Below are 24,775 nucleotides of genomic sequence, written 5' to 3' on the forward strand. Positions count from 1 at the left end.
TCATGAAATCGTATTCCACACTTAGCGTCCACAGCGGAACCTTTTCTGACGCGCACGGCGCCGTTATGCCGCCGATTTATGCAACATCGACGTTTGCGCAACCCGCGCCGGGTCAGCATACCGGATATGAATATTCACGCAGCGGCAACCCGACGCGCCATGCGCTGGAAACCGCCATTGCCGAGCTGGAAGGCGGTACGCAAGGTTATGCCTTCGCGTCCGGTCTGGCGGGCATCGCTACCGTGCTTGAACTTCTCGATAAAGACAGCCATCTGGTGGCGATTGACGATGTCTATGGCGGCACCTATCGACTGATTGAAAATGTGCGCCGTCGCAGCGCCGGACTACAGGTTAGCTGGGTAAAACCTGACGATCTGGCCGGTATTGAAGCCGCGATTCGTCCTGATACCCGCATGATCTGGGTAGAAACGCCGACAAATCCGTTACTAAAACTGGCCGATCTGGCGGCCATTGCCGATATCGCGCGTCGCCACCAGCTTATCAGCGTGGCCGATAACACCTTCGCTTCGCCGTTGATCCATCGTCCTCTTGATCTGGGGTTCGATATCGTGGTGCATTCCGCGACGAAATACCTGAACGGCCATTCAGACGTCGTCGCCGGACTGGCGGTCGTCGGGGACAACCCGGCGCTCGCACAACAGCTGGGTTATCTGCAAAACGCCGTCGGCGGCGTACTGGACCCATTTAGCAGTTTTCTGACATTACGCGGTATTCGCACGCTGGCCTTGCGAATTGAGCGGCACAGCGGCAATGCGCTGACGCTGGCGCAATGGCTGGAAAAACATCCGGCGGTAGAACACGTCTGGTATCCGGGGCTGGCGTCGCATCCTCAGCATGCCCTTGCGCGCCAGCAGATGTCACAGTTCGGCGGGATGATCTCCATCGTCATAAAAGGCGATGACCAGCGCGCCACTGACGTTATCACGCGGCTGAAATTATTCACCCTGGCGGAAAGCCTGGGCGGTGTTGAAAGCCTCGTCAGCCAGCCGTTTACCATGACTCACGCCTCTATTCCGCTTGAGCAGCGTCTGGCGAATGGCATCACCCCGCAATTGATTCGCCTGTCAGTGGGCATTGAAGATGTTCAGGATTTGCAGGACGATTTAGCTCAGGCGCTCGCCGGGTAGTTGCGCAACGCCGCCCTTTCCCGGGCGGCACAACGCAAGGATCATAATTAACGCTTTAATAACAATTTGTTGTGAATCTGCACAGATGTTTTTTGAAACGCTGTTTTCATTTTCCTTTTGTGTAAATTTCAGCGTATAATGCGCGCCAATTGTCTCTTGAATGGTTTCAGCGCATTGGACTGCAAAACTCAACGACTAAAAAACACGCCATCCCGTTGGGCTGAAACACGAGCACACATTCCTCTGCACGCTCTTTCGATGTCACCTATCCTTAGAGCGAGGCAACACCACTTTCGCAACACAGGTTTAGCTTCAAGGCCGTGCGCCCCTGAAGCCAGATTTCCATATCCTTCTCAACTTAAAGACTAAGACTGTCATGAAAAAGACGAAAATTGTTTGCACCATCGGTCCGAAAACCGAATCTGAAGAGATGTTAACCAAAATGCTGGACGCAGGCATGAACGTTATGCGTCTGAACTTCTCTCACGGTGACTATGCAGAACACGGTCAGCGCATCAAGAATTTGCGCAACGTAATGAGCAAAACCGGTAAAAAAGCCGCAATCCTGCTCGATACCAAAGGCCCGGAAATCCGTACCATTAAGCTGGAAGGTGGTAATGACGTCTCCCTGAAAGCGGGCCAGACCTTCACTTTCACAACGGACAAATCCGTTATCGGCAACAGCGAAATGGTTGCCGTCACTTACGAAGGTTTCACTTCTGACCTGTCCGTAGGCAACACCGTACTGGTTGACGATGGTCTGATCGGCATGGAAGTCACCGCGATCGAAGGTAACAAGGTTATCTGTAAAGTGCTGAACAACGGCGACCTGGGCGAAAACAAAGGCGTTAACCTGCCGGGCGTTTCCATCGCGCTGCCAGCACTGGCTGAAAAAGACAAACAGGATCTGATCTTCGGCTGCGAACAAGGCGTTGACTTTGTTGCCGCGTCCTTTATCCGTAAGCGTTCTGACGTTGTTGAAATCCGTGAGCACCTGAAAGCGCACGGCGGCGAGAACATCCAGATCATCTCCAAGATCGAAAACCAGGAAGGCCTGAACAACTTCGATGAGATCCTCGAAGCGTCTGACGGCATCATGGTTGCTCGTGGCGACATGGGCGTTGAGATCCCGGTTGAAGAAGTTATCTTCGCGCAGAAGATGATCATCGAAAAATGTATCCGCGCGCGTAAAGTCGTTATCACCGCGACCCAGATGCTGGATTCCATGATCAAGAACCCGCGTCCGACCCGCGCAGAAGCTGGCGACGTGGCGAACGCCATCCTCGACGGCACCGACGCAGTGATGCTGTCCGGCGAATCCGCAAAAGGAAAATACCCGCTGGAAGCCGTCACCATCATGGCGACCATCTGCGAGCGTACTGACCGCGTAATGACCAGCCGTCTGGACTTCAATAACGACAGCCGTAAACTGCGCATCACCGAAGCGGTGTGCCGCGGCGCGGTTGAAACTGCCGAAAAACTGGAAGCGCCGGTCATTGTCGTTGCGACTCAGGGCGGTAAATCTGCTCGCGCAGTGCGTAAATACTTCCCGGACGCCACTATCCTGGCGCTGACCACCAACGAAGTGACCGCGCGTCAGCTGGTGCTGAGCAAAGGCATTGTGCCGCAGCTGGTGAAAGAAATTAACTCTACTGACGACTTCTACCGTCTGGGTAAAGAAGTCGCTCTACAGAGCGGTCTGGGCCAGAAAGGCGACGTTGTGGTCATGGTTTCCGGCGCGCTGGTACCGAGCGGCACGACCAACACCGCATCTGTTCACGTCCTGTAATAATTCCTGTGTGAATTAATTTTCTGAATAAAAAGCGCCCTCGCGGCGCTTTTTTTATTTAATCGATAGCCACTCTTAATAAAAAATCAAATCGGATTTCACTATCTAATCGCAGATTATCTAAGACGAATCCGATGGAAGGATTCTGTTTTCACTCGGTTTTTTAGCCATTTTAGCTCAATTCGGTGCTTCTTTGAGCGAACGATCAAAAATAAGTGCATTCCCGTCAAAAAAATATTCTCAACCTAAAAAAGTTTGTGTAATACTTGTAACGCTACATGGAGATTAACTCAATCTAGAGGGTATTAATAATGAATCGTACTAAACTGGTACTGGGCGCGGTAATCCTGGGTTCTACTCTGCTGGCTGGTTGCTCCAGCAACGCTAAAATCGATCAGCTGTCTTCTGACGTTCAGACTCTGAACGCTAAAGTTGACCAGCTGAGCAACGACGTGAACGCAATGCGTTCCGACGTTCAGGCTGCTAAAGACGACGCAGCTCGCGCTAACCAGCGTCTGGACAACCAGGCTACTAAATACCGTAAGTAATAGTACCTGTGTAATAAAAATGGCGCACATTGTGCGCCATTTTTTTGCCTGTGTTTTCCCTTCCCTGCTACTGCGTTGCCCGGGTTTCAACGCCGCTTCCGGGTTGGCTGTTTTGCGCGGACTCCACCACAGAGCGACCAGAAGCTATCGGCGCCTGCCCTGATGTAACGGCAACCGGATATCCCGCCCGGCGATACAGCGCGTTTTCCACCAGACGCTCATCCACCTCCTGAGTCGCCTTAAACTGCGTAAAGCCTGCTGGCAGCACATACGGCATCGTCTGTACGTTTTGCTCCTCTTCAGGCGACAGCGGGCGATGTACTTCAACGTAACGCATTCCATTTGGTTCCACGGCGAATTTCACCGGTTCGTTAATCACCCGTACCGGCGTTCCCGTTCTGACCTGCGCAAACAGAGCTTTAATGTCTGGCGCGTTCATCCGAATACAGCCGGAACTGACGCGTAACCCGACGCTGTCCGGGGCATTGGTGCCGTGAATGAGATACTCACCGTTGCCGTATGCCAGGCGCAGGGCGAAGCGTCCTAACGGGTTATTTGGCCCGGCGGGCACCACCGGCGGCAGCGTAATGCCGCGTTCAAGCGAGCGTTTGCGGATACCTGCCGTCGGCGTCCAGGTCGGATTCGGGATTTTTTGCCCGACGCGCGTCGCCATTACCGGCGTTTCCAGCCCCTCTAAACCAATACCGATAGGGTAAACCTGAACACTATTTTCACCCGGCGGGAAATAATAGAGTCGTAACTCCGCCAGGTTCACAATAATGCCTTCACGCGGCGCATCGGGTAATAACAGTTGAGATGGAATGATAATCGGCGTCCCCGGTTTAGGGACCGGCGCGATGGTATTATTTGCCTCCAGGATCAGCATTGCGGCAGTATCAAAACGCCGGGCAATCGCCTGTAAGTTTTTATCCCCCGCTTGCACGGTATAGGTTTGATTCTGCCCGACAAGGCGACTGTTTGCTGGCGGCAAGGGGTAATCCACTGCCCAGGCCGCCTGAAATGCGCTGTAAGCGCCGAAAAGTGTAACTGCAATGAGAGACGCACGTTTCATATCCACCCCCCTGGCGTTTTGCCGGATGGCGGTTAAATGCCTTATCCGGCCTACGAGTCACGTAGAGCTGTACGCCATCTGGCGTTCTACGTCTTTTCAGTTTAGCTAAGAGTTGCGGCTCTGGCGCGGATCGCGCGAATCATTGCTTCCAGTCCTTGTGAACGGGAGGGCGTGAGATGTTGCGTCAGCGCCATTTTTTCAAACCACGGCCGCACATCAAAATTCACAATATCCTGTGGCGTCATCTGATGATACAAAATGAAGACGATGGCAATTAACCCTTTTACTATTGCTGCATCGCTGTCGCCCTGCAATTCAATAACGCCGTCAGCGTTCTGACGCATAACAATCCATACCTGACTCTGACATCCCTGAATACTATTTTCCGGGCGACGATCCTGCTCATTTAATTCCGCCAGACGCTGCCCCAGTTCAATAATGTACAGATACTTTTCTTCCCAATTGGCGCAACGCTGAAAATTACGCAGCAATCTTTCTTTATCTGGTAGCGCAGCCATAGCGTCTCCCTGTTATCCCAGTAAGCGATGAATACGTTTTAGCCCGGTTGCCAGACGATCCACTTCTTCATGGGTGTTATACATTGCTATCGACGCCCGGCACATGGCGGGAACGTTGTAATACGTCATCAGCGGCATTGCGCAGTGATGGCCGGTTCGTACGGCGATACCGTAATTGTCGAGGAAGCTGCCCACGTCATAAGCGTGGTGTTTGCCCAGATTAAAGGCGATGACCCCCAGCCGGTTAGCCGGGCCATATAGCGTCAACTCCGGCACGTCCGCCAGCTGTTCCAGCGCATAGTGCATCAGGTTTTGTTCATATTCGCTGATTTCCGCCAGCCCTAACGCGCAGACGTATTCAATGGCGGCGCCAAGGCCGATAATTCCGCCCGTGTTCGGCGTCCCCGCCTCAAAACGCCAGGGCGCTTTGGTCCAGGTCGTCCCTTCCGTCAGACTAACGGTCGCAATCATCGAACCGCCGCCTTCCCACGGCGGCATATCCTGAAGCAGTTCCTCCCGGACATACAGCACGCCGATACCGGTGGGGCCATACAGCTTATGCCCGGAGAAAACGTAAAAATCACAATCCAGCGCCTGAACATCCACCGCATGGTGCATTACCGCCTGCGCGCCATCAACCAGCACTTTCGCGCCATACTGATGCGCCAGCGCGATCATTTCAGGAAGCGGGTTTTCCGTTCCCAGCACGTTCGACACATGCGCGATAGCCAGCAGTCGGGTACGCTCATCAAACAGCGACGGGAGCGTATCCAGCTGCAACGTGCCGTCCGTATTGAGCGGAATGACGCGCAGTTCCGCCCCTGTACGCGCGCACAGCATCTGCCAGGGGACAATATTGGCGTGGTGCTCCATCTCGCTGATGATGATGTTATCGCCAGCCCGAACATTCTCCGGCCCCCAACTGTTGGCAACAAGGTTGATGCCCTCTGTCGTCCCGCGCACGAACACCAGTTCTTCCGCTGAGCGGGCATTAATGAACAGCGATGCCTGTTTACGCACATTTTCCATCTTCTCGGTGGCCTGCGCGCTCAGTGTATGGATGCCCCGGTGCACCGCCGCATAGCCATGACGGTAAAACTCTGCCTCAGCGTCAATCACCTGGTTGGGCTTTTGCGCACTGGCCGCGCTATCCAGATACGCCAGCGGCAGCCCGTTGACTTCACGCGTCAGGACGGGAAAATCAGCCCGCACTTTTTCGATGGGAAATGTCATGCTATGCCTCCCGGCAGGCGAAGCCCTATTCGCGCCAGCACCTGTTGTTTAAGCGCGTCATCGCCGAGGGCTTCCGTCAACTCAGCGGCAAACGCGTAGAGAATCATCTGTCTGGCATCCTGCTCTCCAATCCCGCGTGAACGCAGGTAGAACATCTGCTCGTCATCAATCCGTCCTACCGTCGCCCCGTGGCTGCATTTCACGTCATCGGCGTAAATCTCCAGCTGCGGTTTGGTGTCCACCTCGGCAAGTTTACCGAGCAGCAGATTGTTATTGGTCATTTGTCCGTCGGTTTTAATGGCGTGCTGCGCCACGTTGATCAAACCATTGAATACCGCCCGACCTTTATCGCTGACGATGGTTTTATGCAACTGACGGCTGTTGCAGTAACCCTTGTTGTGCTCCAGCCACGTACGGGTATCACACACTTCGTTTTTCACCGGCATCGCCAGGCTGTTAATCCGCAGCGTGGTGTTTTCACCGTTTAACTGGGTGCTGGTGTTATGTCGCAGCACGGCATCGCCCAACAGGAAACTGTGGCTGTGCGCGCTTGCATCCGCCGCCAGCAGAATGTCGTTATGGGCAAAGTGGTGGCTCACCGGGTTTTCAAACGCCAGTTTGATGTGGTGCAGATGCGCATTCGCCGCCACGTTCATGGTCAGACGCGCCCCGGTAAAGTGTCGTGCCGCGTTAAGGCTGACATAGTGCTCTATCACCGTCGCCTCTGCCCCTTCCTCCAGTTCCAGGTGGTGGCGGTAGTGCGCAGTGTTGACCTCATCGCCTTCCAGCCCCTGCGTGATGTGCATCAGCAGCAACGGCTTAGAGGGCCGCTGGTTGCGCTTAACGCTGATGTGCGTCACGCTCTGCGCCAGGCTTTCCGTCAGATGCAGGAAAACCTCCGGCTGAACCGGTGCGGCCAGCGCCTGACGTTCGTCGTTGATCGCAATGTCGAAACCGCTGTCTGTAGCGCTGTCGCTAAGCTGCGGGCTGAACTGGCCGTCAATAAACACCAGACGCACAGCGTCGATATCCAGCGCCAGCGCGTCGCGCTGTTCCTGAGTAACCTCGGCAAAACGGCTGACAAACTGGCTACTGACCAACCCTTCCAGCGGCGTGTATTTCCAGTTTTCATGCTTACGCGTCGGCAGCCCCAGGCGCAGCATCTGTTGTAAATGCTGCTGCGCGTGCGCCGAGCGGGATTCGCCCTGCGCCTCAAACAGATGGTGCCATTGTTGCAGCGCGTTACTGCTGTTCGGTAAGCCAGCCATATCCTTGCTCCTCCAGTTGTTTGACCAGAGTGAAATCGCCGGACTTCACAATCCGCCCCTGATACAGGACGTGGACGTAATCAGGTTTGATGTAGTCCAGAATACGCTGATAGTGCGTCACGATAATGAACGAACGTTTACCGTCACGCAGCGAGTTGACGCCTTCCGCGACAATTTTCAGCGCATCAATATCCAGCCCGGAGTCAGACTCATCAAGAATGCACAGTTCCGGCTCCAGCACCGCCATTTGCAGAATATCGTTACGTTTCTTCTCACCACCGGAGAAGCCCACGTTTACCGAACGGGTCAACAAATCTTCCGGCATCTTCAAAAGCGCGATTTTCTCTTCCATCAGATCCTGAAAATCAAAACGATCCAGCGACTCCTGACCACGATAGCTGCGCACGGCATTCAGCGCTGTTTGCAGGAAAAACTGGTTGCTGACGCCAGGAATTTCTACCGGATACTGGAACGCCATAAAGATGCCTTCGCCCGCCCGATCCTCTGGCGACAGTTCCAGTAAATCTTTGCCTTTAAATTCGACAGAGCCGCCAACCACTTCATAATCTTCACGGCCCGCCAGCGTCGCGGAAAGCGTACTCTTCCCGGAACCGTTCGGCCCCATAATGGCATGCACTTCTCCGGGTCTGACGTCGAGGTCCAGACCGCGCAGAATCGCTTTATCTTCCACACTGACCTGTAAATCTTTAATGCTTAACATGTGCTTTCCTTAATACTTAACCGACGCTGTGTTCAAGGCTGATTGCCAGCAATTTTTGCGCTTCAACGGCAAATTCCAGCGGCAGTTCAGAGAAGACGTCTTTACAGAAGCCATTAACAATCATCGAGATGGCATCCTCTTCGCTGATGCCGCGTTGCAGGCAGTAAAAGAGCTGATCTTCACCGATCCGCGACGTCGTCGCCTCGTGCTCAAGCTGGGCGCTGTTATTACGACACTCGACATACGGGAAGGTGTGCGCGCCGCAGTCCGCGCCAATCAGCATTGAGTCGCACTGGGTAAAGTTACGGGCGTTGGTTGCTGTCGGCATGATCTTCACCAGCCCGCGATAGCTGTTCTGGCTATTCCCGGCGGAGATCCCTTTTGAAATAATGGTTGATTTGGTGTTCTTACCGATGTGGATCATTTTGGTGCCGGTGTCGGCCTGCTGATGACCGCTGGTCAGCGCCACAGAGTAAAACTCACCGATGGAGTTATCGCCGCGCAGAATGCAGCTCGGGTATTTCCAGGTGATAGCCGACCCCGTTTCGGACTGCGTCCACGACATCTTGCTGTTTTCACCTTCGCACAGCGCGCGCTTGGTGACGAAGTTCAGTATCCCGCCAGTGTTGTTATCGCCGGGGAACCAGTTTTGCACGGTGGAATATTTTACTTCGGCATCTTTGTGGATGATCACCTCTACCACCGCCGCGTGCAGCTGGTAGCTGTCGCGCACTGGCGCAGAACACCCTTCGATGTAGCTGACGTAGCTGCCCTCATCCGCCACCAGAATGGTGCGTTCGAACTGCCCTGTTTTTTCCGCGTTGATTCGGAAATAGGTTGACAGCTCCATCGGGCAACGAACGCCTTTCGGCACATAGATGAAGGTGCCGTCAGACGCTACCGCAGCGTTCAGCGCAGCAAAAAAGTTGTCATTACCCGGCACCACGGTGCCCAGATATTTCTTCACCAGTTCAGGGTGATCGTGAATCGCCTCGCCAAACGAACAGAAGATGATGCCCTGTTCCGCCAGCTTTTCCCGGTAGGTAGTGGCAACGGAAACGGAGTCGAAAATGGCATCCACCGCCACCTCTTTACCCTCACGTACCGGTACGCCAAGCTGTTCGAAGGCGTCTTCCACCTCTTTGCTGAGAAACGCATTCGCACCGGTTTGCTGTACTGCACCCGGTTCTGACGCGCACGTCTCATCGCAGTTACCGCACGATGGCGCAGAGTAATAACTGTAATCCTGATAATTCAGCTTATCGTAGTGCGCTTTCAACCAGTGCGGCTCTTCCATCTCAAGCCAGGCTTTGTACGCATTAAGGCGAAACTCCAGCATCCACTCCGGCTCATTTCTCTTGGCGGAAATCGCACGCACGACCTCTTCGCTGATGCCTTTTGCCAGCTCGTCAGTCTGTAACTGGGTGAAGAAGCCTTCTTTATAATTCAGTGGACCACCGGTCCAGGTTTTGACATCGTCAGTTGCTTCAGTATTACGAGACATAGTACCGCCTATACCCCGAAGCTTTCGCCACAGCCGCATTCGTTCTGGGCTTTCGGGTTATGAAATTTAAATAACTGGTTTAATCCTTCGCGCACATAATCGACCTCTGTCCCGTCAATAAACGGCATGGCCTGAAGCGGCACGTACAACCTCGCGCCCTCCGTTTCAAACAACAGATCGTCCTTTTCCGGCTCGCTGACGGTATCCAGCACGTAACCAAATCCCGCGCACCCCGTCTGCTTCACGCCTAAACGCACGCCAAGCATGCCGGGTTGCTTCGCGACCAGGTCACGAATATGCGCCGCCGCCTCAGGCGTTAGCGTCAGACCACGCCATGCAAAATCGTCTGGATTAAATGTTCCTGAATGCAATTCCATAGGTCCACCTCGTGTAATAAGCCACCAGGGCATAACACCATGTTAGTGATAATGATTATCACTTCAACCCTCTGACAGAAGGGTCATTCGGGTTAACCGCCCTTTTTGACCACTTTTACTAAGCATAGACCCTGTTTCGAGGGTTATCAGTGATGGATTATTTTATTCAATACATTGATAGATAAAGCATTTAAGAAGAGTAAACAGCGCGGCAGGTTAAAAAATTAAATATGTATCGAAAATGCCTATTTTTGAGATAGGGTTATCAATAAAAATGGGGGTCAAAAGCGGACGATGACGGTGCTAAACAATAGCTCAAACAGCCGTCGGATTAGCAAATCCACTAACGTGAAAAAGAAAGAACGGAAAGAACGGAGTAATTAACAACGAACGATCGGTGTTGTATGCATAACACCGATCGTTCGTTGCCCCACCCGGCGCTTATCTCCGGCACTCATTTCAGGCTTAGCTCTTGAAGGGGTGTAAGAATATTCTCATAAGTTTGCATCGCGTATTTAACAGATCTTGCTTTCTGCACAATTTTTATACGCCTTATGCTGCGTCAGGAACAGGCTTCACCGTCGCGCATCGCGCCCTGCACCGCCTCAAGAAACAGGCGTAGCGCGGCGGGCTGATGCTCACGGGAAAGGTATAAACCGTATACGGCCAATTGCCGCGGTTGTAGATGGGGCAACAAGCGAACCAGTTTCTCCTGCGCCAGCCCCTCTCGCGCCTCTTTTTACGGCACCAGCGCAATCCCCATCCCTGCCAGCGCCGCTTCACACAAAAGCGAAGAGATTCCGGCGCTCAGGTTGCCCTTGATCGCAACAGAGATCGGTTCTCCCTGCTCATCCAGAAAATGCCAGGATTTTCCAGCAAATCCGCTGTAATAGAGGCAATTGTGTTGCGCCAGCGCCTCCGGCGTCTGCGGCGTGCCATAGCGATGCAGATAGTCAGGAGACGCGCAGAGCACAGACTCACAGTCACCAAGCCGACGCGCAATTGTCCCTGGCTCAGGGTTATCGGTAATGCGTATCGCCACATCAATACGCTCCCCCACTAAACTGACAGGCTGATTATTAATCTCTACTTCAATGCGCAATTCAGGATAACGCGCTAAAAAAGCGGGCAGCATTGGGGCAAGAATATGCATCGCGGTGAAATGGGCGCAGGCGACGCGCAACGTGCCGGACGGCACCTCTCGCCCGGTCGCCCCCGCAATATCCAGGGAAAGCCGCGCCAGCGTTCGCGTTTTCATCAACGCGTCTTCTCCGGCAGGCGTGATCGTCAGGCGGCGCGACGAACGATGAATAAGTCTGGCTCCGGCCCATTTCTCCATTTCATCCAGATAACGGCTCACCATCGGCCTGGAGATCCCTAATGCGCGCGCAGCCGCGCTCAGGCTACCCAAATCGCAGATATGGTTAAACACCGTTGCCGCCATCACTCTGTCCATAACCTTCCATCCGATCGTTTTATGAAACTCAGCATGTCCTGATAGGGGAATTTTAACAGATCGAGATTTGCTTAAAATAAGCCACGTAAATAAATCAACATCATCTGCCGATAAGGTCACTCAGAATGAAAATCAAAACGCTGGCACTTCTGCTGTCGCTGACTAGCGCGCCATTGTTCGCCGCCCCGCTGCAACTCGACGTCTATAATCCGCAGGAAAACGCGATTTTCCCGGTCTCTTCCACGCTGGTCTCTGGCCCTAAAGAAGCCATTTTATTCGACGCGCAGTTCAGTACCAAAGACGGGGAAAAGCTGGTCGAAATGATTAAAAAGAGCGGCAAATCGCTGAAAGCCATCGTGATTACCTCCGGCGATCCAGATTTCTATTTTGGTCTGGAACCGATTGTAAAAGCCTTCCCGAACGTGAAAGTTCTGGCGACGCCGCATGTGGTGGAACACATTCGCGCAACGAAAGACGCCAAACTGCAATACTGGGGCCCGCAAATGAAAGATGGCGCGCCAGCGGCGCTCACCATCCCGCAGGCAACTACCGAGACACAATTTACGATTGATGGGGAAACGCTGGAACTGCGTCACCCGAACGATTACGCCGCTTACGTCTGGGTCCCGGCTAACCGCGCAATACTTGGCGGAACGGGAATCGCATCCGGTATCCATGTCTGGACGGCGGATACCCAGTCTCCTGAGCAGCGTGCGGCCTGGCGTCATGTGTTGACAGAGATGCACAGCTTGCAGCCGACCCAGGTGATTCCGGGTCACTATATCGGTGAACGTCCAGCAGGCGACGCCGCTATACGCTTCACGCAGGATTATCTGCAATCCTTTGAGCAAGCGCTTGAGGCGAAAAAAGGGTCAGAGTATGTCATCAAAACGATGACCGCCGCCTGGCCTGGCCTCGCTGACGAAAGTTCCCTGACGCTGAGCGCGAAAGTGAATACCGGTGAAATGAAGTGGTAAACCGCCGCCCATAGCCCAAAAAATAACCCCGGCAGAGCGTGTCGGGGTTTTCTGTTGGTGTTAATTCACCGAGCGATAAAACAGTGCGGAATCAATGAACGCCCAGACGCCAGGCAAAGTAAATCTCTTCTTTTAGCTCAGAGGAAGAGAGCGTGAGTAAATCGGCAAATTCCAGCTCTAATTGTTTTAAGCGCTTCAAATACTGGGCTGGAGAAAGCTCTGTTTTATCACGGCGTAAAAATTCAATTGCCAGTTGGGTTGGGTCTAAATCGGTAGACATATCATCCTCGCTTATGTTCAAAACGTGCACAGTATAACACTTTTTTCTGCACACATTTTGACCAAAAGCAGTCTGCGATAAAGATATTTTGTGACAATGTCACACAACGGCGGTTGTCAGACGTGAAGAACAGCACAGCCGCCCCTGCTCATCAAAAATATCGATCTGCCAGACCTGATGACGAGAGCCGGTATGCAGCGCTTTGCACACCCCTCTGACGCGCCCTTCGCGCGCTGAGCGAACGTGGTTGGCATTCACCTCCAGCCCCACGACTTTCTGTTCGCCCTGCGTGCACAGATAGCCCGCAACCGAGCCGATACTTTCAGCCAGCACAACGGACGCGCCGCCGTGTAGCAGACCAAAAGGTTGCTTTGTACGGCTATCCACCGGCATTGTTGCTTCCAGCGTATCGTCGCTAATATGCTCAAAGCGAATATCCAGTAGCCCCACCATGTTCCCTTCGCCCAGAGCGTTCAGCGCTTCGAGCGTGACTTTACGTTTCCAGATCATCCAATAATCTCCAGTAGTGCCTGTAACGGATGGCGAACCCCGGTGCCTTCAACGCGTTTTACCTGGCTGCGGCAAGAGTAACCGGTCGCCAGGCAGCGATTGCGCGGCAGTCGCGCCATCGCCTGTTGCCACGACAGCGCATAGATCCCCAGCGAATTTTCATGATTTTTCACTTCATGGCCGTAAGTACCCGCCATGCCGCAGCAGCCTACGCTGACGCTCTCCAGCTTCGCCCCTAAGCGTGCAAAAATGGCCGCCCACTGCGCCGGTGCGCCAGGCAATGCCGTCACTTCGGTACAATGCCCAAAGAAATACCAGGGCTCACCGCTCACGGCAAGAGGCTGTCGGGACGCCAGCACCGTCGGCAGCCACTCATTCACCAGCTGTACGTGGAAATCACCACGCTGTTCACCGAGGGTTTGTTTGTATTCATCACGATAGCAAAGCACCAGCGCCGGGTCGACACCGACCATCGGGATACGCAGCTGCGCCACCCGATTGAGAAATTCGGCCGTTTTCTTCGCCGTCTTCGCAAATCGGTTAAGGAACCCTTTGATGTGCTGGGCCTTGCCATTTGGCGAGAACGGCAGCAATACAGGCTGAATGCCGAGCTTTTCCACCAGCCGGATAAAATCCGCCACCACCTGCGCATCGTAGTAACTGGTAAACGGGTCCTGCACCACCAGCACCGTACGCTCTTTTTGCTCCTGACTCAGGAGTTCAAGCTGCTCCAGCGTCATATTGGCGGAACGGTGCCCGACCATTTGCTGTTGCAGCGACGGCGTCGAAAGTAGCGGTAAATCCACCATGCCGATATGTTTCTTCGCGAGGTTTCGCACCAACGGCTGATTGAGAAAGAAGTTAAAGGTTTTCGGCGCCCGCGCCATTAATGGCGCATAGCTTTCGACCGTCGCCACCATATGATCGCGCAGCGGACGCAGGTAGCGCGTGTGGTAAAGCGCCAGGAAGCGTGAGCGGAACTCCGGCACGTCTATTTTAATCGGACATTGTGTCGAGCAGGCTTTGCACGCCAGGCAACCCGACATCGCCTCCTTCACCTCATGGGAGAAATCATATTCGCCTTTACGAGCGTGCCAGCTGTTGCGGGTACGGGCAATTAACGTCCGCAGACTGGCGCGTTTTTCCGGCAGCTCTTTTTCCAGCTGTAGCGGATCAACCCCACGGTCGGCCAGCAGGCGCAACCATTCACGCACCAGCGTCGCACGCCCTTTGGGAGAGTGAATGCGATTCAGGCTGATTTTCATTGACGGGCACATCGGACTTTTGGCGTCAAAGTTGAAGCACAGGCCATTGCCGTTACACTCCATCGCCCCGCGCCAGACCTGACGCACCGCCAGTGGAATCTGCCGATCGTAAGTACCGCGTTTCACCGCATCGACCTTCATCATCGGCGCATCAATGCCTTCCGGCGGACAAATTTTTCCGGGGTTCAGGCGGTTTTGCGGGTCGAACGCCGCCTTCACTTTGCGTAGTTCGCCATAAAGCTGCTCGCCAAAAAACGCCGGGCTATATTCAGCACGAAAACCTTTGCCGTGCTCGCCCCACAGCAGACCGCCATATTTCGCGGTGAGCGCCACCACATCATCGGAAAGACTCTTCATCAGAATTTCCTGTTGCGGATCGCACATATCCAGCGCGGGTCTGACGTGCAGCACCCCGGCATCAACATGCCCGAACATGCCATAACTTAAGCCATGACCGTCGAGCAGCGCGCGGAATTCAGCAATATAGTCGGCCAGATGTTCCGGCGGCACACAGGTATCTTCCGCAAACGGAATCGGTTTGGCCGCGCCTTTGGCATTACCCAACAGACCAACCGCTTTTTTCCGCATGGCATAGATACGCTCCACGCCCGCCAGCTCCGCGCACAGCTGCCAGCCGATCACTCCGGCTTCCTGGCGAGCAATCAGCTCATCCAGACGCTGGCACAATGCGCTCACCTGAGCATCAATAGCCGCTTCGTCATCCCCGGCGAACTCGACGATGTTCAGGCCCAGCATCTCTTTATCAGGCACATCGGTAATCAGCTCACTGACGGAATGCCAGACGATGTCCTCCCGCGCCAGATTAAGCACTTTAGAATCGACGGTTTCCACCGAGAGCGCCCGCGCCTCGACCATAAAGGGCGCGTTACGCAACGCGGAATCAAAAGAGTCATATTTGACGTTCACCAGACGGCGAACTTTAGGCAGCGGAGTAATATCCAGACGCGCTTCCGTGATAAACGCCAGCGTGCCTTCAGAACCGGTCAGCACGCGCGTTAAGTCGAACTCCGTCATCTCATCGTTAAAGACATGGCGTAAGTCGTAGCCCGTTAAGAAGCGGTTGAGTCTGGGAAACTTATCAATAATCAGCTGTCGGTTTTCCCGACAACGCTGGTATACGGTGTTATAGATGCGACCGATCGCGGTGTTGCTTTTACCGAGCGTTTCCGCAAGTTCGACCGGCATTGCCTGGGTATCCAGAATATCGCCACCCAGCAATACCGCGCGAACGCCCAGCACATGATCGGATGTCTTACCGTAAACTAACGACCCCTGACCTGACGCATCGGTATTGATCATGCCCCCGAGGGTCGCACGGTTGCTGGTCGAAAGCTCCGGGGCAAAGAAGTAGCCATACGGCTTCAGATACTGATTGAGTTGATCTTTGATCACCCCGGCTTCAACCCGCACCCAGCCCTCTTCCGGGTTAATTTCAATAATACGGCTCATATAGCGGGACATATCAACGATAATGCCCTGGTTCAGCGCCTGACCATTGGTGCCGGTGCCGCCGCCGCGCGGGGTAAAAATCAATGAGGCGAAGCGCGACTCTGCCGCCAGACGGGCGATAAGCGCCACATCCGCCGTTGAACGCGGGAAAACCACAGCATCAGGAAGAAGCTGATAGATACTGTTATCTGTCGACATTGTCAGACGATCGGCGTAATTCGTTGCCGTATCGCCGGTAAACCCTTGCTGCTCCAGCGCCTGCAAAAAATTGAGCACCAGCTGAACGACGCCAGGTGCCTGAGAAATCTGTGGAATCATTATAGTGACCCTTTCCTGCGGTCTGTATTGTGAATTTAATCGTTTGCGTGTTGCTCTGTTTGTTGTATCACATTTTTTTCTTACACGCCCAGCAGAATTACAGGCAGAATCCGCCTGTTAAAAACCGCTGAAATTGCTCATCATTATGGGGTAAGGTTCGCGTGTTCGCGTCGCGTCAACGTTCTGACGCACAGAAAAGGTGAAAAGGTATTTATGGTAAATCTTCGTCAGCCCAGGGATATCGCGCAAGTGCTGCTGTCGGTGCTGTTTTTAGCCATCATGATCGTGGCCTGCTTGTGGATTGTGCGTCCCTTTGTCCTTGGTTTTGCATGGGCGGGAACGATCGTTATTGCGACCTGGCCCGTTTTATTACGTTTACAGAAAATACTCTGGGGCCGCCGTTCTTTGGCCGTTCTGGTTATGACGCTGTTGTTGGTTCTGCTGTTCATTATTCCCATCGCCCTGCTGGTCAACAGTATCGTGGACGGTAGCGGCCCGCTCATCCACGCCGTCACCGCCGGCGACATGACGTTGCCCGACCTTGCCTGGTTAAACAGTATTCCGCTGATTGGCGCCAAATTGTATGCCGGGTGGCACAACCTGCTGGATATGGGCGGCACGGCGATCATGGCGAAAGTGCGTCCTTATATTGGCACCACCACGACCTGGTTTGTGGGTCAGGCCGCGCATATCGGTCGCTTTATGATGCACTGTGGTCTGATGCTGCTGTTCAGCGCCCTGCTGTACTGGCGCGGCGAACAGGTGGCATTGGGCATCCGCCACTTCGCCAGTCGTCTGGCCGCGAAACGCGGCGATGCCGCCGTGCTACTGGCGGCCCAGGCCATCCGCGCCGTTGCATTGGGTGTGGTTGTCACCGCGCTGGTTCAGGCAATTCTTGGCGGGATTGGCCTCGCCATTTCCGGCGTGCCTTACGCAACGCTGCTGACGGTCGTCATGATCCTCTCCTGCCTGGTGCAACTGGGGCCGTTACCGGTGTTAATCCCGGCAATCATTTGGCTGTACTGGACGGGCGATACGACCTGGGGCACGGTGCTGCTGGTGTGGAGCTGCGTGGTCGGTACGCTGGATAACGTGATTCGCCCGGTATTGATTCGTATGGGCGCTGACCTGCCGCTGATCCTGATTCTCTCTGGCGTTATCGGCGGGCTGATTGCCTTTGGAATGATCGGTCTGTTTATCGGTCCGGTATTGCTGGCGGTTTCCTGGCGTCTGTTCTCCGCATGGGTGCATGAAGTGCCCGCGCCGGGAAACGACCCTGACGAACTCCTCGAAGAACTGGGGGAGATTGAGGACAGCCATAAATAAACCCCATCGGCCGATCGACGCGTTCGGTCGGCCGATACTTTAGCATTGCTCATCAATTAGCATCCTGACCAACCTGCCTTATAGCGTAATCCTCCTTACGTAATTCATTTACGTCGCAAATTCTTTATAGTTTTTAAACTATTGGGACGAATCTGATCGACGCAAAAAATCTCCACGCCTACTATTAGGGCACGGTTATAAATCAACGCCTTGATTTATAAGCATGGAAATCCCCTGAGTGAAACAACGAATTGCTGTGTGTAGTCTTTGCCCATCTCCCACGATGGGCCTTTTTTTAAGTGCCTGCCCTCACACCCCTTTTCTCCACCGTCAACAATTCTGATATGCCCACGCATGACGTCGGGCGGGATAGCGCACATCGCAAAAAAAACGGCTCCTTTTTACGGGAGCCGTTGCGGATTAGGATCAGCGCTGACGCTTATTTTTTCAGTTCAGCCAGACTCAACCAGGTCTGTACGACGGTGTCCGGGTTCAGCGACAGGCTGTCGATTCCCTCCTCCATCAGCCAGGCGGCGAAGTCCTCGTGATCGGACGGCCCCTGACCACAGATGCCGACATACTTGCCTTGTTTCTTCGCCGCGCGGATCGCCATCGACAACAGCGCTTTCACCGCATCGTTGCGCTCATCGAACAGTTCAGAAACCACACCGGAGTCGCGATCCAGACCCAGCGCCAGCTGCGTCATGTCGTTAGAACCAATCGAGAAGCCGTCAAAATGCTCCAGGAATTGTTCAGCCAGCAGGGCGTTGGACGGAATCTCACACATCATGATGATCTTCAGCCCGTTCTCACCCCGTTTCAGCCCCTGACGCGCCAGCTCGTCAACTACCGCTTTCGCCTGCTCAACGGTACGTACAAACGGGATCATGATCTCCACGTTGGTCAGCCCCATATCGTTGCGCACGCGTTTCACCGCTTCACATTCCAGCGCGAAGCAGTCACGGAAGCTGTCGGAGACATAGCGACCGGCGCCACGAAAGCCCAGCATCGGGTTCTCTTCATCGGGTTCGTAACGCTCGCCGCCCACCAGGTTGGCGTATTCGTTCGATTTGAAATCCGACAGGCGCACGATAACGCGTTTCGGATAAAATGCCGCGCCCAGCGTCGCAATGCCCTCTGTCAGACGACCGACATAGAACTCACGCGGTGAATCGAAGCCTTTCATCATCTCGCGGATTTCGTTTTGCAGTTTCGCGTCCTGGTCATCAAATTCCAGCAGTGCGCGAGGATGCACGCCAATCATTCGGTTGATAATAAATTCGAGACGCGCCAGGCCAACGCCTTCATTCGGCAGGCAGGCGAAGTCAAAGGCGCGATCCGGGTTACCGACGTTCATCATGACTTTCAACGGCAGATCGGGCATGGTGTCCACGCTTGAACTTTTGACGCTGAAGTCGAGCAGGTCAGCATAGACATAGCCGGTATCGCCTTCGGCGCAAGAAACGGTGACGTTTTCATCATCCTTCATGCGTTCCGTCGCGTCGCCGCAGCCGACAACCGCCGGAATCCCCAGCTCACGGGCAATAATGGCCGCGTGGCAGGTACGACCGCCACGGTTGGTCACGATGGCCGCCGCTTTCTTCATGATCGGTTCCCAGTCCGGGTCGGTCATGTCAGTCACCAGCACGTCGCCAGGCTGGATACGGTTCATTTCGCTAATGTCGTGGATGACTTTAACCGCCCCCGCGCCAATGCGATGTCCGATGGCGCGGCCTTCCGCGACCACTTTCCCCTGCGCATGCAGCGTGTAGCGCTCCATTACCTGACCACGAGAACGGACGGTTTCCGGGCGAGCCTGTACAATAAACAGTTTGCCGGTATGGCCGTCTTTCGCCCATTCGATATCCATCGGGCGACCGTAGTGTTTCTCAATCTGTACGGCCTGTTTCGCCAGTTCCTGCACTTCTTCGTTGGTCAGCGAGAAGATGTCGCGCTGTTCCTGCGGCACATCTTCAATTTTGACCTGCTTACCGTGCTCCTGGGTTGGCGCGTAAACCATTCGGATTTTTTTCGACCCCATCGTGCGACGAACGATCGCCGGGCGATTCGCCGCCAGCGTCGGTTTATGCACGTAGAATTCATCCGGGTTGACTGCGCCCTGCACCACCATCTCGCCCAGACCCCAGGCTGAAGTGATAAACACCACCTGATCGAAACCGGACTCGGTATCAATAGAGAACATAACCCCGGACGAAGCCAGGTCGGAGCGTACCATCCGCTGTACGCCAGCGGAGAGCGCGACGCCGCGATGGTCATACCCCTGGTGAACGCGATAAGAGATAGCGCGGTCATTAAACAGCGAGGCAAAAACATGTTTCACCGCCACCAGCACCGCATCGAAACCCTGCACGTTGAGGAAGGTTTCCTGCTGGCCGGCGAAAGAGGCATCCGGCATGTCTTCAGCCGTTGCGGACGAGCGCACGGCGAAAGACGCCTGCGCATCATCCGCAGAGAGCTGTGCATAAGCATCGCGAATAGCGTTTTCCAGCTCTGGCTGGAAAGGAGTGTCGATAATCCACTGGCGGATCTGCGCGCCGGCCTTCGCCAGCGCGGTGACATCGTCAATATCCGTTTGATCCAGCAGTTCATAAATACGCTGGTTTACGCCGCTTTGATCCAGAAACTGGTTAAACGCATCGGCGGTCGTTGCAAAACCATTCGGTACGGAAACACCCATACCGGAAAGGTTAGTAATCATTTCACCCAGGGAGGCATTTTTGCCCCCAACTCTGTCTACATCATTCATGCCGAGTTGGTTATACCAAAGCACCAGCGGTGACGAGCCATTGTTGGACATCGAACAATCCTTTTGTGATAAATGAACGAGTTTAGAAACTACATTATTGCGTATTTATCTTTGCATATTTAAACCCCTGAAAAAAACGGTGAATCGTTCAAGCAGATTTATTTTTTATTTTTTCAGATTGTTTACGCATTTGCGCAAACCCGCGGGCGACGGGCGATCTCCCCAAAAACTGTCGGTATAAACATAAGTTCCGAAAAATGAAATGCACTTTTCACTTAATATAAAAATAGCGTTTCATTTTATAAAATAAGCATCGTGATATACGCTTCTGGCAAATTTTAATTTATGCTTTCAGATAATTATGTTTGCTCCTCAGGATAAACAAAATGGATAATGTTGTTGATCGCCATGTTTTTTATATTTCCGATGGTACGGCCATCACCGCCGAGGTTTTGGGTCATGCGGTGATGTCGCAATTCCCTGTGACCATCAGCAGCATTACGCTGCCGTTCGTTGAAAACGAGAGTCGCGCCAGGGCCGTGAAAGATCAGATCGACGCGATTTATCAGCAAACTGGCGTGCGTCCGCTGGTGTTCTATTCGATTGTTCTGCCGGAAATTCGCGCCATCATCTTACAAAGCGAAGGGTTCTGTCAGGACATCGTGCAGGCGCTGGTGGCGCCGCTACAGCAGGAAATGAAGCTCGACCCAACGCCAATCGCGCATCGCACCCACGGGCTTAACCCCGGCAACCTCAACAAGTATGACGCGCGTATCGCGGCAATCGACTATACCCTTGCGCACGACGATGGGATCTCCTTGCGCAATCTGGATCAGGCGCAGGTGATCCTGCTGGGGGTTTCACGCTGCGGAAAAACGCCGACCAGCCTCTATCTGGCGATGCAGTTTGGCATCCGGGCGGCGAACTACCCCTTTATTGCTGACGATATGGATAACCTGGTGTTGCCCACGTCGCTTAAACCGCTACAGCATAAGCTTTTTGGCCTGACCATTGACCCGGAACGCCTGGCGGCAATCCGTGAGGAACGCCGTGAAAACAGCCGCTACGCATCGCTACGCCAGTGCCGGATGGAGGTTGCGGAAGTTGAAGCGCTCTATCGTAAAAATCAGATCCCTTGCCTGAACAGTACTAACTATTCGGTAGAAGAAATTGCCACCAAGATTCTCGACATCATGGGGCTGAATCGTCGAATGTACTAACAAACTAGTGCAAGAGTTCAATTTTTTGCTATCATGCCGCTCTGCTTGCGAGGTGTGAAACGCCTCGCATTTGAAATCAGCAGGTGAAGGTTGAAGTGTGTTATTGTGATGCCCATCACTTCCCGGTAGTCCTGCCGTTGAAGCAACAAATTTCTGAGACTTGTAATGAACAGAACCGACGAACTGCGTACCGCGCGTATTGACAGCCTGGTCACCCCTGCTGAGCTAGCGCTACGTCATCCTGTATCATCCTCCGTCGCCAGCCACGTTACTGACTCCCGACGCCGGATTGAAAAAATATTAAATGGTGAAGATCGCCGCCTGCTGGTGATCATCGGCCCCTGCTCGATTCACGATCTGGACGCTGCGATGGAATACGCAACGCGCTTGCAAACGTTGCGCAACACGCATCAGGCGCGTCTGGAAATCGTTATGCGCACCTATTTTGAAAAACCGCGCACGGTTGTGGGCTGGAAAGGCCTCATCTCCGATCCCGATTTAAATGGCAGTTACCGCGTAAATCATGGCCTCGAACTGGCGCGCAAGCTGCTGTTGCAGGTCAATGAGCTGGGTGTCCCCACCGCCACCGAATTTCTCGACATGGTCACCGGCCAGTTTATTGCCGATTTGATCAGTTGGGGCGCCATTGGCGCGCGCACGACGGAAAGCCAGATTCACCGTGAAATGGCTTCCGCGCTCTCCTGCCCGGTTGGGTTTAAAAACGGGACAGATGGCAACACGCGCATCGCCGTTGATGCGATTCGCGCGTCGCGCGCCAGCCATATGTTCCTCTCGCCGGATAAAACTGGCCAGATGACGATTTATCAGACCAGCGGGAATCCGTACGGCCATATCATCATGCGCGGCGGTAAAAAACCGAATTACCACGCGGAAGACATCGCTGCCGCCTGCGATACGCTGCATGAGTTTGGTCTGCCGGAACACCTGGTGGTGGACTTCAGCCACGGTAACTGCCAGAAGCAGCATCGCCGCCAGTTAGAAGTTTGTGATGATATCTGCCAGCAAATCCGTAACGGTTCTACCGCAATTGCCGGGATCATGGCCGAAAGTTTCCTGCGTGAAGGTACGCAGAAAATCGTCAGCGGTCAGCCGCTGGTGTACGGTCAGTCCATTACCGACCCTTGCCTGAACTGGGAAGATACTGAATTACTGTTAGAAAAACTTGCCTCAGCGGTTGATAGCCGTTTTTGACATCATGCCCATCCTCGCGGGGATGGGCGCGCTTCTTTCCCCTCCACGCATTCCCCACTCGCCTGATTTGCTACCAGAATTAACACTTGCTGTCGCTATACACAATATTGATAATAATAATCATTGTTAAACTGATTATTATTAATTAGCGATATGCCACATATGGACGACATTGAGTTACTTCATTTTAAGGAAAGAGACAGCGTGCCCCCTTCCCCTGCTGCCGAGCGGCGTATCAGCAGCCAGACATTGTTAGGCCCTGAAGGCAAAGTCATCATCGATCATGACGGCCAGGAATACCTGCTGCGCAAGACGCAGGCAGGTAAGTTGCTGTTGACCAAGTAGCAATCAGCTTGAGCAACTGACTTCCAGCCGTTTACCCCAGTCCGGTGGACGGTTGACATAATCGTCATCTCTGTCGGCAAAGGGGTCGCGCAGAACCTGATGCAGTTGATGTAATTCGCCCATATCCCCCTGCTCAGCGCTGGCTATCGCGCGTTGCGCCAGCCAGTTGCGCAGCACCACCGCAGGATTCACGCGCTGCATGTGCTGTTGACGCGTTGCGTCATCCACCTGCTCCTGCTGTAAACGCGCCCGGTAACGGCTGAACCACCCGTCAAAGGCCGCGCGATCGATAAATTCATCACGCAGCGGCGATGCCGCGCTCTGTTGCTCAGTCTGACTCAACATACGGAACGTTCGGCTATAATCGCTGCCTTCGCGCGCCATCAGGGCGAAAAGCTCGTTGAGAAGCGCGTTGTCCTCTTTTTGCTCGGTAAAGAAGCCCAGTTTTTGCCGCATGCGCTGCCCGTAGCGCGTGAGCAGCACCAGCTGATAGCCATCCAGCGCATCATTCAGCGTATCGACCGGCATAAACGGCGACAGGGTTTGCGCCAGGCGTTGCAGATTCCACAATCCGACAGCCGGTTGATTATCGAAGCTATAGCGCCCCTGGTGATCGGAGTGGTTACAGATAAACCCTGGCTGATAATCATCCAGGAAACCGAAAGGACCATAATCTATCGTCAGCCCCAGTACAGACATGTTATCGGTGTTCATCACGCCATGCGCAAAACCTACCGTTTGCCAGTCAGCAATCAACCTCGCCGTGCGCGCCACAACGTCCCGGAACCAGAGCGCATACTTGTCCTCTTCCGCCTGAAATTGCGGCCAGTAATGGCGAATCGCAAAATCGGCCAGCTGACGGACTTTATCCGGCTCACGCCGATAGTAAAAATGTTCGAAATGACCGAAACGCATATGGCTTTGCGCCAGACGCATGAGCATCGCGCCGGATTCAACCGTTTCCCTGTAAACAGGCGTGTCGCTGGTGACGATAGACAGCGCCCGCGTTGTGGGGATGCCAAGATAGTGCATCGCCTCGCTGGCCAGACTTTCACGGATCGTTGAGCGCAGCACTGCTCGCCCGTCGCCCATACGGGAGTATGGCGTTAGTCCGGCGCCTTTCAGGTGCCAGTCAAGCGTACTGCCATCCGCCAGCAGTTGTTCGCCTAACAGAATACCGCGTCCATCACCGAGCTGGCCGGCCCAGACGCCAAACTGATGGCCGCTATAAACCTGAGCCAGAGGCGACATGCCGGGCAGTAATGACTCGCCACCCCACACGCCTGCGCCGTTTTCCATATCAAACAACGAAGGTGGTATCGCCAGCTGCTGCGCCAGCGCATCGTTATGCCAAATCAGGCGGGCATGACTCAGAGGAGTTGGAGAAAGTGCTGTATATGTGGCTGGCAGTTCGTCACGCCAGCGGGATGTAAAAGACAGGGTCATAGGGC

21 protein-coding genes, 1 other RNA gene and 1 pseudogene are annotated in these 24,775 nt (G+C 54.1%); 10 read left to right on the top strand and 13 right to left on the bottom strand.

What is annotated here, in order from left to right; all coding sequences use genetic code 11:
* Positions 1 to 2 precede the first annotated feature (2 nt).
* From OGV79_RS12885 to lpp, 4 genes are all read left to right on the top strand, one after another.
* Complete coding sequence (locus OGV79_RS12885) at positions 3 to 1,148, top strand: trans-sulfuration enzyme family protein (protein WP_012132577.1); 1,146 nt, start codon at positions 3 to 5, stop codon at positions 1,146 to 1,148.
* Between the two features lie 174 nt (positions 1,149 to 1,322).
* Positions 1,323 to 1,517, top strand: a complete 195-nt coding sequence (gene ynhH, locus OGV79_RS12890; protein ID WP_244264181.1) for a protein YnhH — start codon at positions 1,323 to 1,325, stop codon at positions 1,515 to 1,517.
* A gap of 7 nt (positions 1,518 to 1,524) precedes the next feature.
* Positions 1,525 to 2,937, top strand: coding sequence for a pyruvate kinase PykF (gene pykF, locus OGV79_RS12895; RefSeq protein WP_012132579.1), 1,413 nt, complete (start codon positions 1,525 to 1,527; stop codon positions 2,935 to 2,937).
* A 311-nt stretch (positions 2,938 to 3,248) separates the two neighbouring features.
* Positions 3,249 to 3,485, top strand: coding sequence for a murein lipoprotein Lpp (lpp, locus tag OGV79_RS12900; RefSeq protein ID WP_001082307.1), 237 nt, complete (start codon positions 3,249 to 3,251; stop codon positions 3,483 to 3,485).
* A 67-nt stretch (positions 3,486 to 3,552) separates the two neighbouring features.
* Here the strand turns inward: lpp and ldtE are convergent, their stop codons facing one another.
* From ldtE to OGV79_RS12940, 8 genes and pseudogenes are all read right to left on the bottom strand, one after another.
* Positions 3,553 to 4,557 (bottom strand): L,D-transpeptidase LdtE, encoded by a 1,005-nt coding sequence (gene ldtE / locus OGV79_RS12905; RefSeq protein ID WP_115181691.1) that lies wholly within the window; start codon positions 4,555 to 4,557, stop codon positions 3,553 to 3,555.
* A 101-nt stretch (positions 4,558 to 4,658) separates the two neighbouring features.
* Positions 4,659 to 5,075 carry a cysteine desulfuration protein SufE gene (sufE, locus tag OGV79_RS12910; RefSeq protein WP_049011812.1) on the bottom strand — a complete coding sequence of 139 codons (417 nt, stop codon included), beginning with the start codon at positions 5,073 to 5,075 and terminating at the stop codon, positions 4,659 to 4,661.
* 12 nt (positions 5,076 to 5,087) lie between these two features.
* Positions 5,088 to 6,308: a cysteine desulfurase SufS gene (gene sufS, locus OGV79_RS12915; RefSeq protein ID WP_012132582.1), complete on the bottom strand. Its 1,221-nt coding sequence runs from the start codon at positions 6,306 to 6,308 to the stop codon at positions 5,088 to 5,090.
* Complete coding sequence (gene sufD, locus OGV79_RS12920; RefSeq protein WP_198448225.1) at positions 6,305 to 7,576, bottom strand: Fe-S cluster assembly protein SufD; 1,272 nt, start codon at positions 7,574 to 7,576, stop codon at positions 6,305 to 6,307. The genes sufS and sufD overlap by 4 nt, the downstream gene beginning before the upstream one ends.
* Positions 7,551 to 8,297 (bottom strand): Fe-S cluster assembly ATPase SufC, encoded by a 747-nt coding sequence (sufC, locus tag OGV79_RS12925; protein WP_012132584.1) that lies wholly within the window; start codon positions 8,295 to 8,297, stop codon positions 7,551 to 7,553. The genes sufD and sufC overlap by 26 nt, the downstream gene beginning before the upstream one ends.
* A gap of 16 nt (positions 8,298 to 8,313) precedes the next feature.
* Complete coding sequence (sufB, locus tag OGV79_RS12930) at positions 8,314 to 9,801, bottom strand: Fe-S cluster assembly protein SufB (protein WP_012132585.1); 1,488 nt, start codon at positions 9,799 to 9,801, stop codon at positions 8,314 to 8,316.
* A gap of 8 nt (positions 9,802 to 9,809) precedes the next feature.
* Positions 9,810 to 10,178, bottom strand: coding sequence for a Fe-S cluster assembly scaffold SufA (gene sufA, locus OGV79_RS12935; protein ID WP_012132586.1), 369 nt, complete (start codon positions 10,176 to 10,178; stop codon positions 9,810 to 9,812).
* A 562-nt stretch (positions 10,179 to 10,740) separates the two neighbouring features.
* Positions 10,741 to 11,634 (bottom strand): annotated as a pseudogene (locus OGV79_RS12940) (LysR family transcriptional regulator).
* Between the two features lie 125 nt (positions 11,635 to 11,759).
* On the opposite strand from OGV79_RS12940, the gene OGV79_RS12945 reads away from it, so the two are divergent.
* On the top strand, positions 11,760 to 12,611 hold the full coding sequence (locus tag OGV79_RS12945) for a Vmh family MBL fold metallo-hydrolase (protein WP_012132588.1): 852 nt from the start codon (positions 11,760 to 11,762) through the stop codon (positions 12,609 to 12,611).
* Between the two features lie 91 nt (positions 12,612 to 12,702).
* On the opposite strand, the gene OGV79_RS12950 is transcribed toward OGV79_RS12945, so the two are convergent.
* The 3 genes from OGV79_RS12950 to ydiJ all read right to left on the bottom strand — a co-directional run bounded on the left by OGV79_RS12950 (position 12,703) and on the right by ydiJ (position 16,454).
* Complete coding sequence (locus tag OGV79_RS12950; RefSeq protein WP_024130379.1) at positions 12,703 to 12,891, bottom strand: YdiH family protein; 189 nt, start codon at positions 12,889 to 12,891, stop codon at positions 12,703 to 12,705.
* A 99-nt stretch (positions 12,892 to 12,990) separates the two neighbouring features.
* A complete protein-coding gene (gene menI / locus OGV79_RS12955) occupies positions 12,991 to 13,401 on the bottom strand; it encodes a 1,4-dihydroxy-2-naphthoyl-CoA hydrolase (RefSeq protein ID WP_012132590.1) in 411 nt (136 codons plus the stop codon).
* A complete protein-coding gene (gene ydiJ / locus OGV79_RS12960) occupies positions 13,398 to 16,454 on the bottom strand; it encodes a D-2-hydroxyglutarate dehydrogenase YdiJ (protein ID WP_114848539.1) in 3,057 nt (1,018 codons plus the stop codon). Before ydiJ ends, menI begins: the two co-directional genes overlap by 4 nt.
* 213 nt (positions 16,455 to 16,667) lie before the next feature.
* Here ydiJ and ydiK point away from each other — a divergent pair, with 213 nt between their 5' ends.
* Together ydiK and rprA are read left to right on the top strand one after the other, a co-directional pair.
* Positions 16,668 to 17,780 (top strand): AI-2E family transporter YdiK, encoded by a 1,113-nt coding sequence (gene ydiK / locus OGV79_RS12965; protein WP_047457341.1) that lies wholly within the window; start codon positions 16,668 to 16,670, stop codon positions 17,778 to 17,780.
* 191 nt (positions 17,781 to 17,971) lie between these two features.
* An RNA gene (rprA, locus tag OGV79_RS12970) (antisense sRNA RprA) lies at positions 17,972 to 18,079 on the top strand.
* A 140-nt stretch (positions 18,080 to 18,219) separates the two neighbouring features.
* Here the strand turns inward: rprA and ppsA are convergent.
* Complete coding sequence (ppsA, locus tag OGV79_RS12975; RefSeq protein ID WP_071258186.1) at positions 18,220 to 20,598, bottom strand: phosphoenolpyruvate synthase; 2,379 nt, start codon at positions 20,596 to 20,598, stop codon at positions 18,220 to 18,222.
* A 335-nt stretch (positions 20,599 to 20,933) separates the two neighbouring features.
* Between ppsA and ppsR the strand changes: the two genes are divergently transcribed.
* From ppsR to hemP, 3 genes are all read left to right on the top strand, one after another.
* Positions 20,934 to 21,767, top strand: coding sequence for a posphoenolpyruvate synthetase regulatory kinase/phosphorylase PpsR (gene ppsR, locus OGV79_RS12980; RefSeq protein ID WP_012132595.1), 834 nt, complete (start codon positions 20,934 to 20,936; stop codon positions 21,765 to 21,767).
* 165 nt (positions 21,768 to 21,932) lie between these two features.
* Positions 21,933 to 22,979 (top strand): 3-deoxy-7-phosphoheptulonate synthase AroH, encoded by a 1,047-nt coding sequence (gene aroH, locus OGV79_RS12985; protein WP_012132596.1) that lies wholly within the window; start codon positions 21,933 to 21,935, stop codon positions 22,977 to 22,979.
* A 153-nt stretch (positions 22,980 to 23,132) separates the two neighbouring features.
* Positions 23,133 to 23,324 carry a hemin uptake protein HemP gene (gene hemP, locus OGV79_RS12990; RefSeq protein WP_047457344.1) on the top strand — a complete coding sequence of 64 codons (192 nt, stop codon included), beginning with the start codon at positions 23,133 to 23,135 and terminating at the stop codon, positions 23,322 to 23,324.
* 3 nt (positions 23,325 to 23,327) lie between these two features.
* Here hemP and selO read toward each other — a convergent pair whose 3' ends face one another.
* A complete protein-coding gene (gene selO / locus OGV79_RS12995; RefSeq protein ID WP_200075353.1) occupies positions 23,328 to 24,770 on the bottom strand; it encodes a protein adenylyltransferase SelO in 1,443 nt (480 codons plus the stop codon).
* Between the last annotated feature and the right edge of the window lie 5 nt (positions 24,771 to 24,775).

This window comes from Citrobacter sp. CK185 (assembly GCF_030333565.1).
Lineage (GTDB): Bacteria > Pseudomonadota > Gammaproteobacteria > Enterobacterales > Enterobacteriaceae > Citrobacter_B > Citrobacter_B koseri.

What these genes read in the sequence shown, in the direction of transcription:
- OGV79_RS12885 (WP_012132577.1), top strand. Translation starts at nt 3, where the DNA reads ATGAAATCGTATTCCACACTTAGCGTCCACAGCGGAACCTTTTCTGAC.
- pykF (WP_012132579.1), top strand. Translation starts at nt 1,525, where the DNA reads ATGAAAAAGACGAAAATTGTTTGCACCATCGGTCCGAAAACCGAATCT.
- lpp (WP_001082307.1), top strand. Translation starts at nt 3,249, where the DNA reads ATGAATCGTACTAAACTGGTACTGGGCGCGGTAATCCTGGGTTCTACT.
- ldtE (WP_115181691.1), bottom strand. Translation starts at nt 4,557, where the DNA reads ATGAAACGTGCGTCTCTCATTGCAGTTACACTTTTCGGCGCTTACAGC.
- sufE (WP_049011812.1), bottom strand. Translation starts at nt 5,075, where the DNA reads ATGGCTGCGCTACCAGATAAAGAAAGATTGCTGCGTAATTTTCAGCGT.
- sufS (WP_012132582.1), bottom strand. Translation starts at nt 6,308, where the DNA reads ATGACATTTCCCATCGAAAAAGTGCGGGCTGATTTTCCCGTCCTGACG.
- sufD (WP_198448225.1), bottom strand. Translation starts at nt 7,576, where the DNA reads ATGGCTGGCTTACCGAACAGCAGTAACGCGCTGCAACAATGGCACCAT.
- sufC (WP_012132584.1), bottom strand. Translation starts at nt 8,297, where the DNA reads ATGTTAAGCATTAAAGATTTACAGGTCAGTGTGGAAGATAAAGCGATT.
- sufB (WP_012132585.1), bottom strand. Translation starts at nt 9,801, where the DNA reads ATGTCTCGTAATACTGAAGCAACTGACGATGTCAAAACCTGGACCGGT.
- sufA (WP_012132586.1), bottom strand. Translation starts at nt 10,178, where the DNA reads ATGGAATTGCATTCAGGAACATTTAATCCAGACGATTTTGCATGGCGT.
- OGV79_RS12945 (WP_012132588.1), top strand. Translation starts at nt 11,760, where the DNA reads ATGAAAATCAAAACGCTGGCACTTCTGCTGTCGCTGACTAGCGCGCCA.
- OGV79_RS12950 (WP_024130379.1), bottom strand. Translation starts at nt 12,891, where the DNA reads ATGTCTACCGATTTAGACCCAACCCAACTGGCAATTGAATTTTTACGC.
- menI (WP_012132590.1), bottom strand. Translation starts at nt 13,401, where the DNA reads ATGATCTGGAAACGTAAAGTCACGCTCGAAGCGCTGAACGCTCTGGGC.
- ydiJ (WP_114848539.1), bottom strand. Translation starts at nt 16,454, where the DNA reads ATGATTCCACAGATTTCTCAGGCACCTGGCGTCGTTCAGCTGGTGCTC.
- ydiK (WP_047457341.1), top strand. Translation starts at nt 16,668, where the DNA reads ATGGTAAATCTTCGTCAGCCCAGGGATATCGCGCAAGTGCTGCTGTCG.
- ppsA (WP_071258186.1), bottom strand. Translation starts at nt 20,598, where the DNA reads ATGTCCAACAATGGCTCGTCACCGCTGGTGCTTTGGTATAACCAACTC.
- ppsR (WP_012132595.1), top strand. Translation starts at nt 20,934, where the DNA reads ATGGATAATGTTGTTGATCGCCATGTTTTTTATATTTCCGATGGTACG.
- aroH (WP_012132596.1), top strand. Translation starts at nt 21,933, where the DNA reads ATGAACAGAACCGACGAACTGCGTACCGCGCGTATTGACAGCCTGGTC.
- hemP (WP_047457344.1), top strand. Translation starts at nt 23,133, where the DNA reads ATGCCACATATGGACGACATTGAGTTACTTCATTTTAAGGAAAGAGAC.
- selO (WP_200075353.1), bottom strand. Translation starts at nt 24,770, where the DNA reads ATGACCCTGTCTTTTACATCCCGCTGGCGTGACGAACTGCCAGCCACA.